This is a genomic window from Dickeya chrysanthemi NCPPB 402, assembly GCF_000406105.1.
Lineage (GTDB): Bacteria > Pseudomonadota > Gammaproteobacteria > Enterobacterales > Enterobacteriaceae > Dickeya > Dickeya chrysanthemi.
On record NZ_CM001974.1, the window covers coordinates 1,744,713 to 1,759,325 of the forward strand.

Below are 14,613 nucleotides of genomic sequence, written 5' to 3' on the forward strand. Positions count from 1 at the left end.
ATGTCCTCTTCATACCCAGAGGCATTAAACAAGTTTTTTTATGGCATCAGTGATGGCGATTTTCGATCTTCCAGTGCCAGTGAATATTCCGTTTCGTCATTACGGGTTTTGTTCTTCCAGCAGCGGTAGATGATCCTTATTCATTTGAATGCCAGAGAGCTGATCGCCGATTGATGAGTTTTCCATTTCTCGTTGTCCCTGATAATACAGTCTGGCTCAGTGTGACGAATTAACCATCTTCGCAGCCTATTCCATGAAAGTCTCTCAGACGAACTTCGCACATTGGAAGTGCCAGCGTACCAAATATTTTTGAGCGCTTCACTCGGTGATTGATGCAATGCCAGCGCAATTTTGAATTTCTTCTGTGCTGCTGAAGAGGTTGCTGTTATCACCGAGTGCGGCAAGCATGCGCGGGCCCATACACTGCCCCATGCCGGGAAATGTAACGACGCTGAAAATCTGGAAATCTCAAAAAGTGCGTGGAACTAAAACGGCTCTGCTTACAATACCTTTTTGGGATTTATAGCCTTATGCTGTTGATGTCCGACTTTTTAGATGAGATTAAATTCCTTTCGTCAATAGCTATATAGCTATTGGACATATCTAGTTCAGAGTTTAAGGTGATTAAGTTAAAAACTTAGCAATTAAACCACTATTGTAAAGAATAATCCCGCTTTTGATGTGGAGAGATTTATTGTATGTCTGTAATAATTGAAATCTATATATAAGCTGAAATCAAATATTTTCATCATCTGACTCGTGAGTATATTTAAACACAAGACTATCTACTGTTGATACTGGCATGTGTGACGGTTGAATCTTGGTTTGACTTTTCAAAATACTATGCTCAAAATAGCGTTTGCAAATTATCTTACCATTTATAGGAAGCCAATGTGTGGCCTCTGGAAATAGCGCAGGACTGATAGGGTTTTTCGCGTTTGGATTATGAAAAATTTCTATTTCCGCAGTCCAAGGCTCATAATCATAAGGTTTCCATAAACAACGGTATTCTTCGCTGGTAACATCCATGCTGAAGGGAATACCACGTAAAGCCCCTGGAGAGTCATCGGCAAACTCACCAATTCTCACATACCGATAGCCCTCTATTAAAGCGCCGGATGAAATAGGGACTCTGCTCAGCTTGGACAAAGTAGCTGCGTTAGAAAAAATGACTGCCGAGAGTGTTATGTTATCGTGTGATAAAAATAAGCCAGTACGGATTTTGGGGTCGCTTGAAAGGCAATCAACAATTTCTGCTTCAACGACAACCTTCCCATCTTTCTCTTTTTCTCTGCCATATAATCCATAGAGATAGGTAATCAGAGCCTCACGGCTCCACATCATGGAACCTGGAGCGTGAAAATCCGCTATTGCAATGGCAAATGGCTTACCTTCGACATGAGTCAAACTGGTGTAATTTTTTAGCAACTTATTCCGTAAGGTCCGCGCGTAGCGCTCAGCTGCAACTCCCAACACTCTTTCTCGTCTATCTAAAGGAACTTTTCCTGGTCCTGCAGTAGCATGGTCGTAACGTTCTGTCGGATTAACTGTTACAGCCTCTACCCATGCTTCTCCCCCCGCTCTATTCGTCACGTGAAAATCAGGAGAGGCATGATCTTGAGTGACTAACATTCCCTGTTCACGGAAACTAGCCAGAAGGATGGCTTCCCAGAGTCGGGTGTGGAAATTATCAGATTGGCACTCTTTCGCCCAGTGAGTGTCTGGATTAGGCATTGCAAGATACAGTTGATTCAGCATCCATGCGCCAGGTTCCCTACAAGGATGCCCGAGCAACTTGAAGATGCCACTTGGTTCTCCGCCCTTTAAATCCCATAGCGGTGCACGTCTACGAGAACCCGGAGGCAATGGAACGCGGCTCGCTGATTCATCGCACGCTTGGCTGATGATTGCGAAAGCTTCTTCTTTGCTAAATGAATTTGGTTCCCTGCGTAGTACTGCCCATACATCGTCATCACGACGACGCATTATGAGAATGCCATGTTTTCCGCTATGGCAATTACGAGTCAATGCACATACTGTCAGGTGATCGTTACTCCCCCATGCGCTCACAGGCGGATCATCACCAAATCCCATACCGTTAGGCAGCGCTAAGGCATATACACCAAAAAGGCCAAAAGAAACTGGAGTCATTTCAGCGTTTCACCTAATAAGACGAAGCATCTTCGAAGAACTGGCGATACATTTTTAAGCATTATCATTCATCTCAGAAATTAATATCCTGGTGCATCCGGGTGTTTAATGTTTTACTTAATTTATTTATCCTACTAATGCATTGAATATCTGCTTGTGCCATGAATTTTCCTGTCAGATTATGTTATGGCCCTGAGCCATAACAGTGTCAACTCAAATCTGAGCTAACAGACTCGTAGAGGAATTTAACCCGTCTTCATTTATCACTGCATCTTCCTGCATCACCAGAACGAACCATGCTACTACGTGCTGCTTCAATACGCCTGCGAGCAATTTTCACATAATCCTCTTCTCGGTCAATACCGATAAAACAGAAACCTTCCATCGCCGCAGCTCTGCCGGTACTTCCACTCCCCATAAAGGGATCAAGTACAGTGCCGCCCGGAGGAGTAATCAGGCGACAAAGGTAACGCATCAGCTCGGTGGGCTTTACACATGGATGATTGTTACGCTCACCACGATCTTTTTTGCTGGCTTTCGCACAATAAAAAAACCGACTGGCGCTGCTAATTTCTGCCTGTTGAGGAGTATCCGGGAACATAGCAAGTACTTCATCACTGCCGTCATGGATAAGATTGGCAGGCCATCGGGGTTTCCTTGCCTGGCGATACCCCCATCACCTTTATTTCTGCCTCGCCACATATGGTTAGGATCGGAACCCCCCGGTCCATTTGGATAATCATAGGGAGATTCCCCCTCTGCCAGAGGAATCCTGCATTCTCTGACATTCAGAGCGCCGGTACCATAAACGAGAACGTTCGATGCCATGGATCCTCTGAATGGCTTACGGGCAAGGGTAATCGGCTCCAGTGCTGGTTTTAACGTGTGATGAGATTTAGGAAATCCAGAACCGTATACCCAGCCCAGCATTCCGTCACGTCCAAATGCAGCGTCCAGCAATTTGAGCTGGTCCGGCGACAAACTTTCAATGAGGGTCTGAGCAGCATTGCTGGTCTCGTAGAGAAATACGATCATGTCACGTATTTCAAAGCCCGCATCCTCAATACGCGCTGCCATCCGGTGTTGAGTACGGGATCCCGCGAAGGACAACAGATGACCACCGGGTTTGAGTACGCGTAGACATTCTTCCCAGATGGCTTGTGCAGGAACATCATAGTCCCATGTCTTACCCATGAATTTAATACCATAGGGCGGGTCGGTCACTATGCTGTCCACAGAGTTGTCCGGCATACTGAGCAGTACGTCAAGGCAGTCACCATGAGTCAAAACGTCATACATGGCGTTCCCTCCCGTCATCGTCACCCACTGATGAAGAGGGGCCACCCTGTTTATCACTGACACTATTTTCCAGTTCATCAAGGGTGCGGAAGAGAAACATCTCGCGGTGCTTCGCATCAAACGGGACGGGAACGTTGTTCCTTATCACCGTTCTGATGCTGCCAAACAGCCTGACCAGCGATTCTTTCGTTTTATCATCCGGCATAACATACATCGCATAGTGCCAGCGTCCGGCGTCGCTGGCAGCGAGATGACTGTTAATAATGCTGATGTAACGGGCGCGGGTTTTCATCGACCGCTCTGTTTCCACCGCAACGATGGCACCGCTGCTTAAGGTAATAATGCCATCCGGTCGGTGCCGGACACTCAGGTACCGCGCTATAAACTCTCCCCGATCGCCATTAAGCCAGCCTGTGCCGCCTTTTTCCTCCAGGGCGATCCTGACCCGCTGGTTTAACAGTCGATGTTCCAGCGTCGAGTGTCTGAGTTTTCCCGGCTCAAAATAGGCGGGGAAAACCTTGTCATTAACGCTAACCACCATTGCCAGTCCCTGCATGGTGATCCCCCACAATGATTTTTTTCCGGTCAATACCGGGTATTCATGTTTATTCAGGAAGCCCATCGCAACTGCTTTATTGAGCAGGTTATACATCGCATGGTTATGTTTTCCTTTATATCCGACCACTCTTTTTAAAGTGCGGAAATCAGAGAATGTTTCCTCCTTGAGAAAATACAGTAATGCCTGCATCCTCCGCTTTGCGACTTCATTTCTTTCAGCAACGTTATGGATAAGCATTGATAGCCTCACAGGTTAATGGAGGGTTTGTGGCTCTGGCTTTCTTTTTCGGTATGCAGGTTTTTTGTGTGCTCAAACGAAAGCAGGTCGATATATTTCTTTTTCGTCGGTATGTGGAATAGTTTGGTTGCCTTCGCCAGATCATTCTGGGTAAAAACAAAACCAACAAATTGGGGGAGGTTAAGCAACATGTTGCTGTCTATATAATAGCGTTCAGCCTGACGGATCATCCTGTCAGTATCCATTTTCTCCGTCAGGGATATATCCGTTTTAACTTTCCTCATTTCATCGTCTACCAGAATAGAGCCGGTCATCCTTGCCACCCAGTCGGCAGTGTCCGGATCGCGAAGACGATAAACCAGCATAAACTTGCAGTTCTCAATCACCGAACCGGCAACGGCATCCCCCTCCAGATCTGCCGGGCAATCATACAAATCTTTTACCGACTGGTGGGCCATGATGATATGTACACCTTTGTCCCTCGCTGCGCCAAGCCCCTCAAGTGCAGGGCGGGAAAGGTGATACTTGAGTTCATCAAGGAAAATAGCGACCGGGCGAGGTTTGCCTTTTATTCGGTCACGGGTTTCGGCTATCTGAATCAGGCGGGTTAAAATCATTCGCTGGGCCGATATGATTTTCTGATTACGCATCGAGCCGATGATGTAGCAACATCCGCCTTCATCAAAAATGGTCTTTAAGGAAAATCCGTTGCGCGCATTAATGGAATTCACTAAAGCGATTTCTTCAAGCTCGCCATAAAAAGCAGGCACATCTTCACTGAGGGATTTTACAAAGTCAGTGTTGAATAAGTCGCGTAACGTCATTCCTTTTTCATAAATAGCTGCCGTGTTTCTCGCTGCCCTACGATCGGCGATACGGTAAAAGTCAGCGCCTTCGCCTTTTTTACCCAAGCTAAAACCGGCATTAAACAGTTCCTCCAGTTGTCCATGAGAAATATCAGCCAGTAAATCAAGCTGAAAATGAAGGTCATTCAGGTTAATAAGAACAAACTGTTTATTCGCTTTCTGACAAGCTTCCCGCAGTACATGCGGTGCCCATTCATCATTTTTAGGATCTTCGACAAATACGCCTTCACCTGAAAGTATCGCCTGATAAAACAGCACACAGGCACTGACACCTTTGCCAGACCCTGTGGTGCCGATAAGGTCGGCGTGTTGAGTTTGAAATTCTTCAGGGGTGATATATTGCGGCTGATCATCTTTGTCCAGCCCGATAAAGATACCGTTATTCAGGTCAATATAATCCAGCGGATTATACGCAATGCTGTCAGGCAACATGTCCCTGACTTCACGAACATCCGTTCTGACATTTCTCTCCAGTTTACTTTTTTTAATCATCCGGTGTTTCAGACTGTCGATTTCACTCGTCAGCAGCCTTCGGGCTGTAATATGAAAAGCCAAACCTGCAAGGGTAAATCCGACAGTCAGTATCCAGAGTGATAATCTGAGCAGAATGTTATTGTCGAGTACTTTGAAGAAAAAACTCAGCCCCTGAATGGTCAGCGGTGACAGGGTGCCAAATATGAGAAAGAAGGTGGATACACCCGCCACCAGTTTTAACCAGAAGGGGGCATTTTTTCTTTCTTCACGTGGCAGATGAAAAATAAATGGCAGTGTCAGCCCGGCAAATATGGACAGTATTACCGGGTTATGTTGCAGCCAGAGCAGAAAAACAGAAAAGGTATCCGAAAAGGCATTCAGCCTTTGCATCAGATGAGTTCCCATTGCAGTGATCTCCGGTCTGATTTCGGTGTGACGGGCGCATCACATGGGCGTCACCGATGGACGTTAAACCCCACGCCCACGCGCGACGCCTATTGATGACGCCCATAAACTGATGAAAAGCACTGAACGTCTCCGACGCTCATGCCTGTTATCTGCGCTTTCAGAAAACAGCCGACACATGGTCGTCAGTCTCCTGAAACGCCCGAATGACGGGCAACGGCGTGTGACATTACGCTCGGGCTGAACGCTCTCCCTGCATGTCACATGGGGGTAATGTCGTGGCTGGACGCCACCCCAAAACCCCCAACGTCAAAGGCGGCACACCGTCGCACGCTACGCGCGACCAACCCCTTTAAGACGCGCGTTTCGCCTGTTTTTTCTCGCAAGCTCCAAAAAACGGGAACGCTGCTTTAAAGGGGTTGGTCGCGCCTGATCGGTAATCTTCCCCGCTGGGGCGGGAAATATTACCTGGCTTGACGGTGTGCGGGGCTTTGCCCCCCAAATAAACCGCTGTCGTGGGCGACAGCTTTTCGCTCGCTGGGGCGGCGAAATTTATTCGGCTCCCCCCGGCCTGCTCAATTCGCTTTGGGCGAAGGTTCGCAGGTGGGCGCGGTGCCTGAAAATTAGCAATTTCTGCGAAATTGAATTTTCTGTCCGCGCTCCACATACTTATTTTACGGCTTAACAATTTCTCCGAAATTGAAGCCAAAATAAGCATGCTTTAAAACCGCCGTCTGTCAGTCTGTGGCGTCATTCGAGACATTATCAATGTTTGTTATTCACATCTGTTCGCGGGCTATTTCAGCCCGGCATTCCCATTCAGCATTTAATGCCGCACTGTACGTTTCATCATCGATTTTCGTTCCCTGACTTTCGGCATGCCGCCTGAGCTTCTCTGCGTCCGATTCATTAAGCTGTGACAGATGATGTCGTAATAAACCGATAAACCGGCTCTCATATATCTCGTAATAAAGCCCGCATCCCTGATGTGCTTTTTTTGACAGAAAATCATAGATACACGTGACAGATATTCTGTCGTGATGCGTTGAGTGAATGTTGGAAATAAACAGATCTTCTTTATCCACTTTTTTGTCTCCATGCAGGGAAATATATTAAGATAACGGCAGTGTTGTATTAGCCTCTAACTCTGCCAAACCTGGACAGGATTTTATTCACCGCCTCCGGGTCAGCACTGGCACATTCTCCCAGGAAAGCTTTTCTGGCATTGAGCGTGTGATTGGGTAAAAAACCGTGTTTATTTTTTTTGACGATATTAAAGAAAGCACGTTCCGCAGAACGACATTCACTTCCTCCATTGTTTCCGGTTGCTTTACCGTACATACAAAGTACAACTTCGCACGGGTCGGCAGCGAAAGAATAAACAGGCGTCCCGGCAATAATGCACAGCATTGCCGCCGCAATAGCGGAATATCTCATGATGAAGCCCTTACTGTGAGGTTAGTTTCAGGGTGGGTATTTAATGATAAAAATAAATGCGGGTGTCTCTGCATGTCAGACAGTTATATACAGGCTGATATTCAATAACGCCTTTTGCGCCATACCGACGCAACCAGTTTTTTGCAGTAAAGAATTCTGCGCCTGATGGTGCAGCAACAACAATACGCGCAGAGTGGGCGACCACGTAAAATACGGCGGGCGTCCAGCGTGTCTCATTAAAATTCCGTGCGTGAATGGATAATAACCATTTATCTTTAACCACCGGAGAAGGAATGATAACCGGGTTGTCCCGCCATTGCGGTAAACCGGTATTGACTGACTGGCCCGGTTTATCCCATTCAACAGGCATCGGTGGTGGGGCTGAAGAACAGCCGGAAAGTACCAGCGAAGATAGCAGCACAGTGATAACCTTCATCATGCTTTCATCTCCTCAAAAAAGACGCTGCGGTGCAGTGGCCGGAAATAAATATCATTCATCCGGCGCACATTACCGTCCAGGTCGATACTCACGATAACGTCCAGACTGTCCAGTACCTTGCGTAACATAAAGGTGTAAGGGAGTCGGGCACATTGCGGGTTTTCATAACAGCGGGTAATAAAACCGTCTACCGCTTCCATTGCCGAACCGGCATGGATAGAGGTCATACTGCCTTCATGGCCGGAACCGGTTATCTTGAGAAAATCCCAGGCCTCACCGCCGCGTACTTCGGTTAACAGTATGCGGTCGGGATTCATGCGGTAATTCCAGCGCAGCAGGCTGGCGGGCGTCACAATTGACCCTTTTTCATCTGCCGATTCCGACGGATAAAAAAGGTGGACGTAGTTTTTATGCATAAATAAGGTGATTTCCGGGTTATCTTCAATGGTCGTAATACGCAGATGAAGGGGGATATAACCAATCAGCATCTTCATATAGGTGGTTTTCCCGGTACTGGTTTCCCCGGCCACCGCAATGGTTTTACCGTATTTCACACATTTCTCCATAAAGCGCGGAATGTCTTTTGCGTCATATAAGGCCAGTAATTCCTGATCGTGCGTCTGCGTTTTTTCCGTGCCCGTCACTCTGTTATAAAACCCGGCGGCAATATAGTCCTGATGCGGAATTTGCACCTGTGAGGGTTTACGCAGGGTGATCGACACCGTGTTTCGTTCGCAGGCCGGGGGCACAATAACCTGACAACGTTCGCCGGATTCCAGCGTGGCTGACAGCCCCGGCTTGATATCTTCGATATTGTCGCCGTGATGCTTCGCCAGGCATCTGGCAAAGTTGTAGCAGCCCTCATAATCCAGCGGAACGGCGTGCTGTTCCCAGATGCCGTTAATTTTGGTGAAAAGCTCACCCGGACGATTAACGGCGATCTCAGTCAGTCCGGTAAGCGCCAGAAAATCGCCAAAAAATCGCTGCTTATAGCGGTCGAGAGAGATGTTTTTCATGTGATATCCTTGAATCGGATAAATGTGTGGAGGGAGCATGTCGAAGACGAAGGTACTGTTCGCTTATTGCCATGAACTGGGGCGCTGCTTGTCCATTGATGAAGCGCGAACGGAATTTTTTTCCAGAAAGCAGGGAGAAAGAAAGCGGTTCACTTTTTCCTGTAGCGATCGCAACTGTAATGTCACCATCAGTGGCGTTAACTATCACGTCAAAGCTGAAGATGGTGAAAAATTCAGGGCCGCACACTTCCGTTCACCCCATCCTCACAAGTTCGGATGTGAATGGGTCGAGTTCACCGAAGATGCCGATCAGGACAGACGTCCGGACGAATCAGAAGCTGATTTCACGGAAAGAAAAGCAAAGCAAAAGCTGACGGACTATATCAACTGCTTTGATCCTTCAATTGATGATCCTGATGGCGAGCCAGCCGATCCCGCTAAGCTTGCTACTCCTGCACATGTAAAACAAACTGACGGGGATGATGATAAGCCCGGTACAGGTGAAGAGCCCCGCTGGAGCCGCTATACGCGAACTAACCAGCTTCAGCGCCTTATCGACACATGGCAGGAAGCGAAAGAAACGCTGCCTCAGGATGAGTTCAGGGCGTTGAGACTCAGGATCATGCATCACAGTCAGGTCTATCTTCATGAATATATAACGCATATCCAGAAGGGATTGGCTAACCCGTACGCGGGCGTCATCTATGGCGGTGGGACCCTAATGCATCGGTATGGGCGGGGTTTTCTTATTAATTTCTTTGATAAACATGAGGGTAAACCTGTTCGCCTGTACGTCAGTAAAGATCTGATGGCGAAAGGACGGTTTGGTCATTATATCGATGAAATTCTGGACACAGAAAACGTCAGATATTTCCGTGTATTTCTGCTAAATCCGGTTGTTTCTGAACGGGAAAACAGCGCAGGAAAATCCGTTATCAACCTTGAAATATCAAAGCTGCGTCAACTGGCGATTTACTACGAGCTGAATTCCAGTAAGGCAGATGATTCTCCATCAACGGAGAAGGATGGTGATAGTCCGGCATAGCGGGCTAATGTCGTCACAAGAATGATAATATCGGTGACGTCAGGCAGCGATATCTGCTTATGTGCCAGCCGGATATCGTCTGAGGTAAAAGGTGCTACGTCCAGAGAACCTTCACCGATGGTGAGGCAGAACGGTTGTCCTTCTCGTGAGTCAATCATGAGCTCTGTCAATGCGCCCCCGGCACGATAACATGTCATGACTATTCTCCTGATCCCGCTAAGGTGTGACATTATGTCGTTGACTACGGCATTGTTGTAATCGTCCCTTACGATGACGTCTGTCGCGGTGACGCCAAACAGAAATTTTCGATTATTCACTCTTCATCCTCAGCGTATAGATGCCGGAGAAGTCAATATCCTGTCCGGTGATCAGGTTGATGATCTCGCTCTGATTTTTGTAGATGGTCGGCGGGATATTGATGCTGTTTTCCAGCGTGGTTCGCGCCATATCTGCCATCGCCTGACGACTGTTTTCGGTATAGTCCGTATTACGATCTTTCTGACCGGCGCTGTTGGATGCCCATGCCCCAATATCAGGGATCATACCAACCAGTAATGCGCCGCCGAATCGCTCCCTGAAATGCGTGTCGATCCAGCCATCAACGCCAGCCTCGCCGAGCCCTCCGGCAGCGCGGGTATCGACCAGCGGAATATCAAGATAAGGGGGCTGGCGGGTACGCAGCTTTGTGATGATGAGAAAGGCGCGTCCCTGTCCGTGCGTCATCCCAGTTTCCGCTCCCGTCTGGTAAATGCCCGTGGCGGTGGTCCCTTTTTCAATGAGCTTCGTATTACCGCTGGCACTCCAGATATCGTCGGCGATCGTGCAGCGGATTTTCCCCGCCCGATCCGAAACAAAGCGGTAATCCAGTGAGCAGGGAATAGCGGTATTTTCCGGGACGTACAGGTCCGGATTGTAAGGAATACGCCGGACTGCTGCAGGGGAGGATTCCGGTTGTGGCGGGGTGGTGTTTTGCTGATCAGTGGATGACGTTCCTGACGGTTGCCTGTCAGAGGTTGCCTGCGTCATCTCCTGCTGCCTGGTCCGGACCGGGTTTTGAGCCGCAGCGGCGGAACCATCGCGCCGAACCAAAAAATGGGCTTTATCGAGTTGAGGCGGCATCTCAGCCTCTGGGGTTGTCGTGATGCGCGGGGTGTTTCCCGCCGGTAACGATGCTTCGGCTTCGGTATCTTGAGTACCCAGATCGGTACGCTGCCGGTAATCTGTCCGGTTCGTCTGTGGCGCAGCATCCTGCCGCTTTTCTTCACCGGGTTGCCAGAGCAGATTGCGGTATATCCAGTTGCCCGCCCATGCCAGCGCAATCAGCGCAACGGCGGCGAGCGCCAGAAAAGCGGTGGCTTTCCCGCGCCTGCGCTTTTTCAGTCTGTTGACGGCGGGTTGTAGCGGATCATTTTCTTCATCGTCCTGCTCTGTGAGAAGTACCGCTTCACGCTTTGTACGGGCCTCGCGCTCCAGCGTGGCAATATCATCATTTCGTTGTGCCGGAGAAGGCACTGAGCTATCAGGCACCGGATGCGGGTGTTCATCGTTCATCAGCATGACTCCTCTGTTGTCAATGGGTTGCAGGTTTTTCCACCCGCTCAACCTGCGGGGAAACCGTGGCACCATCAGCGGCCTGGACCTTACCGACACCACGATTTTCCAGGCCGACCACGGCGTTTCCGGAACGCAGGACCAGACGGGGCGTGACCTCCTGAATGGCCAGTACGGTGAAGTTGCCTTTTCTGTGGATACTGCTGTTAACCACATGCTCCTGGCCGTTCAGCTCTTTTGTCACGGAGGGAATAGATTTGGCCGGGGAGAAGCCCACGAACGTAAACCGGCCATCATCATACGCAAAATCCGGAACGATACGGGTGCTGTCACGCCCCGGATATTTGAGGTAGTCCCAGTTGCGTGGCGTCTGCGCGGCATTCAGGGCCTGCTGAATGTCAGTCTGCTGCTGTTTTTGCTCCCGCTCCAGCGCTCTGGCTGCTGTCTCTCGGCTGGCCTTCTCCCTGTCTTCGCCCGGATAACGGTAACTCACCTGGAAAGCAGGCTGTTGCGATGACTTATCATCGATGACGTTCAGCTCGACGTTGTACAGCCGCCGGGTGGTGACTACCAGCAGGTTGGTGTGCCAGTCCTGGCTGTTGGGCGGGATGACCACCTGCGTGGTATTACCGTCCGCGCCGGGCGCGCCCTGAACGAGCGCCACCGGACGGATGTTGACCCTGTTGGCGTCCGGTGTGGCTTCCCATGCCTCCTCAAAACCGGGTCTGGCGCTGAGAACTGCCTCATCGATGTCAAACACCAGCGTGGTCATGAAGCCAGGCCGGGTACTGACGACGGTAACGTTCAGCGGGTTATAGACAACCTGCTGAACGCGGGCATCATAGCGGCTCGCCTGCGGAATGGACGCGCTCCATGCCGTGTCGCACAGCATCAGCGCCAGTGCGATAAGGATGATGCTTTTCACTATTCACCTCCCCGGATTTCACGGTCTGCCTGCCAACTGGTCACGGTAAAACCGAACGGGTTAATCTCTCGCTCCGTATCGCTCATTTCTTTGCCTGGGTCGGAGTGAAAGGTCAGGCGGGCATCCCAGTATTCTGTGCGGGTACTGTTATCAGCGAGGCGGCGAATAGTCTTTTTGTATCGGAGGGTGGCGACTTTATCGGGGGCAGTGCCTTCGGTGATCTGGTTTGACAGGATGTCGATTTGCACGGTATGAGCCGCGTTCTGCCAGACCTTGTCCGGGGCATCTTTTCCGGCATACAGCGCCAGGTAGTCATCGTTGACTGGAGGGCTGTTAAAAACCTGTACTGTTGCATAATCGTCCTGCAGGGAAGGGTACACGTACCGTTCACGCAGTCTGACGTAACCGGACGTCATCGCCTTCTGATAAGCGGCCTCAGCCGTCAGACTGGTTTTCGATGCACGGGTGACGTGTTCCACTCGTCCGGTATGATTATCCACGGCGTACAGCTCAATGACCGTTTGTTTGAGCGGCAACATCAGCACCACGGCGGTAAGCGCCAGTGCGGCGATGAGCAGGCCCGCACCGCCAACCATAAACCCGGCTTTTGTGGCACGTTTGTCCCGCTCAATCATCTGCTGCTCAAAGGTGCGCGAATCCGCAAGGAGGGTCTGTTCACTCATGACTGTTTAACTCCGCCATTATCTGAGGGGTGTTCACCGGGATGCCCTGACCACCAAAGGCAGGGGGACGGGGAGACTGCGCGCATCCGGAAAGCGCGCACAGCAAAACCAGAGCAATCAAGCGTTTCATGGGGTTTTTCCTCAGTGAGATCAGTGGAATGAAAACACGGCTATGTTTTCACAAGGGATGTAACGGGGAGATTTCGACCAGGGATGACAGATTTAACGATGGAATTTTTGAACGGCCGTTTCTCTTGATTGCGCCAGTCGCCGGGCTTCGTTGCGGGCAATCATCTGCTCAATCGCGTTTTTACGTGCCTGAGCCGCACTGTATCCCGGACCACTGCCGGGTTTACCCGCACTGGCATTTCTCCAGCCCTGAATATTGTCCTGAAGGGTACGGGTAGTCTGCTTACCGGCTCCTGCTGCCAGTTTCCCGGCACCAAACGCCGCCGCGCCGATACCCACTGCCGCCAGCCCCTGCATGGATACGGTTGCACTGGCCCCGGCCAGCGCGCTGGCCAGTTTTGCGGAGAGGTAGACCAGTATTGCAGCACAGACACCGGCCAGACAGACCTGTGCGCCTAGCTCCACAATGTTGGATTGTGCAGACAGTTGTGTTGCAATATCTAACCGCGAGTTTAGATAATTAACGACAATGTGCAGCGACAACGCAGAGAACAGAACTGTTAATATGGCGGCGAACACATTTTGCAGCCAGTTGTTAAACATGGGGCGTAAAAAGCCATACAACAGACAAAAGATAAATACGGGAGCTGTAATACTTAGCAGTAAAACCATGACTTCCGCGATCATTGAAATAAAGGCGGTGATAATCATTAAAACGAATATCCCGAGCCAGACATAAAATTGAGCCGTCATACCCTCATCTTTTATGTATGTTGAGTTATCCATGTCGTGTAACGTTTTACCTAATACCTTCGCTTTACCCCACAAACTATCCAGTAACTGCCAGATATTATCGCTGCCGGAAAATCCCTCCTTCAGGCCATTGATGGAATCAATAACTCCATCGAGATAACCGCTGACATTTGCCACAAAGGACAGGATGATTGCCATCCTCATGATGTCCCACGTGACATCCTCCATTGGCGTGGACAACTTACCTGCCAGGGTCTGGTATCCACGCCACATGATATAGAGCGTGGCTGACGTTGCCGCCAGCCCCACCATCATGGAGGAGTATGACATCATCAGTCCCTTTGTGGCGTCAGTAACTCCTCCTATCAGGTGTTTTTCAACACCGATAAATACACCACCGGGCATATTAACCTCACTATGAGTTCAGGTCGGGAGTGGGGGCATTCAACTGCTGAATTTGATAATGGGCTTCATTGGCGTTTTTACAGTTATCTGAGGCATCGCCGGTTTTCTGGCATTTTTCATACACCGCTTTTAACTCATCGGGATGATCTTTGTACCACTGAGTGGTTTTGGCTTCTTCTTTGCAGCCACTAATGATGAATAATAAGGACAGGAAAGAGAGGGTTAATAAACGCATGTGA

At 49.6% G+C, this 14,613-nt stretch carries 16 protein-coding genes and 1 pseudogene; 1 reads left to right on the forward strand and 16 read right to left on the reverse strand.

What is annotated here, in order from left to right; translation table 11 throughout:
• Positions 1-38: 38 nt before the first annotated feature.
• From DCH402_RS23030 to virB11, 11 genes and pseudogenes are all read right to left on the reverse strand, one after another.
• Positions 39-444 (reverse strand): annotated as a pseudogene (locus DCH402_RS23030) (transposase); the annotation flags it as partial.
• Between the two features lie 291 nt (positions 445-735).
• The gene (locus tag DCH402_RS07830; RefSeq protein ID WP_040000608.1) at positions 736-2,151 is read right to left on the reverse strand and encodes a hypothetical protein; all 1,416 of its coding nucleotides are present in this window, start codon (positions 2,149-2,151) and stop codon (positions 736-738) included.
• 256 nt (positions 2,152-2,407) lie between these two features.
• The gene (locus tag DCH402_RS23035) at positions 2,408-2,752 is read right to left on the reverse strand and encodes a site-specific DNA-methyltransferase (RefSeq protein WP_233276337.1); all 345 of its coding nucleotides are present in this window, start codon (positions 2,750-2,752) and stop codon (positions 2,408-2,410) included.
• Complete coding sequence (locus DCH402_RS20750) at positions 2,641-3,450, reverse strand: DNA methyltransferase (protein ID WP_233276338.1); 810 nt, start codon at positions 3,448-3,450, stop codon at positions 2,641-2,643. The genes DCH402_RS23035 and DCH402_RS20750 overlap by 112 nt, the downstream gene beginning before the upstream one ends.
• Complete coding sequence (gene mobC, locus DCH402_RS07845; protein WP_040000610.1) at positions 3,443-4,246, reverse strand: MobC family replication-relaxation protein; 804 nt, start codon at positions 4,244-4,246, stop codon at positions 3,443-3,445. The genes DCH402_RS20750 and mobC overlap by 8 nt, the downstream gene beginning before the upstream one ends.
• An 8-nt stretch (positions 4,247-4,254) precedes the next feature.
• Positions 4,255-5,991 (reverse strand): type IV secretory system conjugative DNA transfer family protein, encoded by a 1,737-nt coding sequence (locus DCH402_RS07850; protein ID WP_040000611.1) that lies wholly within the window; start codon positions 5,989-5,991, stop codon positions 4,255-4,257.
• 352 nt (positions 5,992-6,343) lie between these two features.
• The gene (locus tag DCH402_RS22770; protein WP_081642146.1) at positions 6,344-6,709 is read right to left on the reverse strand and encodes a hypothetical protein; all 366 of its coding nucleotides are present in this window, start codon (positions 6,707-6,709) and stop codon (positions 6,344-6,346) included.
• 61 nt (positions 6,710-6,770) lie between these two features.
• Complete coding sequence (locus tag DCH402_RS07860; protein WP_040000612.1) at positions 6,771-7,076, reverse strand: hypothetical protein; 306 nt, start codon at positions 7,074-7,076, stop codon at positions 6,771-6,773.
• A gap of 49 nt (positions 7,077-7,125) precedes the next feature.
• Entirely contained in the window at positions 7,126-7,428 is a 303-nt protein-coding gene (locus tag DCH402_RS21160; protein WP_071604681.1) for a TrbM/KikA/MpfK family conjugal transfer protein, read from the reverse strand.
• A 40-nt stretch (positions 7,429-7,468) separates the two neighbouring features.
• A complete protein-coding gene (locus tag DCH402_RS07865; RefSeq protein ID WP_040000613.1) occupies positions 7,469-7,867 on the reverse strand; it encodes a cag pathogenicity island Cag12 family protein in 399 nt (132 codons plus the stop codon).
• A complete protein-coding gene (gene virB11 / locus DCH402_RS07870; protein WP_040000614.1) occupies positions 7,864-8,883 on the reverse strand; it encodes a P-type DNA transfer ATPase VirB11 in 1,020 nt (339 codons plus the stop codon). The genes DCH402_RS07865 and virB11 overlap by 4 nt, the downstream gene beginning before the upstream one ends.
• 37 nt (positions 8,884-8,920) lie before the next feature.
• Between virB11 and DCH402_RS07875 the strand changes: the two genes are divergently transcribed.
• Positions 8,921-9,928 (forward strand): hypothetical protein, encoded by a 1,008-nt coding sequence (locus DCH402_RS07875; protein WP_040000615.1) that lies wholly within the window; start codon positions 8,921-8,923, stop codon positions 9,926-9,928.
• Positions 9,929-10,237: 309 nt separating this feature from the next.
• On the opposite strand, the gene virB10 is transcribed toward DCH402_RS07875, so the two are convergent.
• The 5 genes from virB10 to DCH402_RS07905 all read right to left on the reverse strand — a co-directional run bounded on the left by virB10 (position 10,238) and on the right by DCH402_RS07905 (position 14,609).
• The gene (virB10, locus tag DCH402_RS07880; protein ID WP_040003495.1) at positions 10,238-11,479 is read right to left on the reverse strand and encodes a VirB10/TraB/TrbI family type IV secretion system protein; all 1,242 of its coding nucleotides are present in this window, start codon (positions 11,477-11,479) and stop codon (positions 10,238-10,240) included.
• A 19-nt stretch (positions 11,480-11,498) separates the two neighbouring features.
• On the reverse strand, positions 11,499-12,404 hold the full coding sequence (gene virB9, locus DCH402_RS07885) for a P-type conjugative transfer protein VirB9 (protein ID WP_040000616.1): 906 nt from the start codon (positions 12,402-12,404) through the stop codon (positions 11,499-11,501).
• A complete protein-coding gene (locus DCH402_RS07890) occupies positions 12,404-13,087 on the reverse strand; it encodes a VirB8 family type IV secretion system protein (protein ID WP_040000617.1) in 684 nt (227 codons plus the stop codon). The genes virB9 and DCH402_RS07890 overlap by 1 nt, the downstream gene beginning before the upstream one ends.
• A 222-nt stretch (positions 13,088-13,309) precedes the next feature.
• Positions 13,310-14,374, reverse strand: coding sequence for a TrbL/VirB6 family protein (locus tag DCH402_RS07900; protein WP_040000619.1), 1,065 nt, complete (start codon positions 14,372-14,374; stop codon positions 13,310-13,312).
• A gap of 10 nt (positions 14,375-14,384) precedes the next feature.
• A complete protein-coding gene (locus DCH402_RS07905) occupies positions 14,385-14,609 on the reverse strand; it encodes an EexN family lipoprotein (RefSeq protein ID WP_039356896.1) in 225 nt (74 codons plus the stop codon).
• Positions 14,610-14,613: the final 4 nt, after the last annotated feature.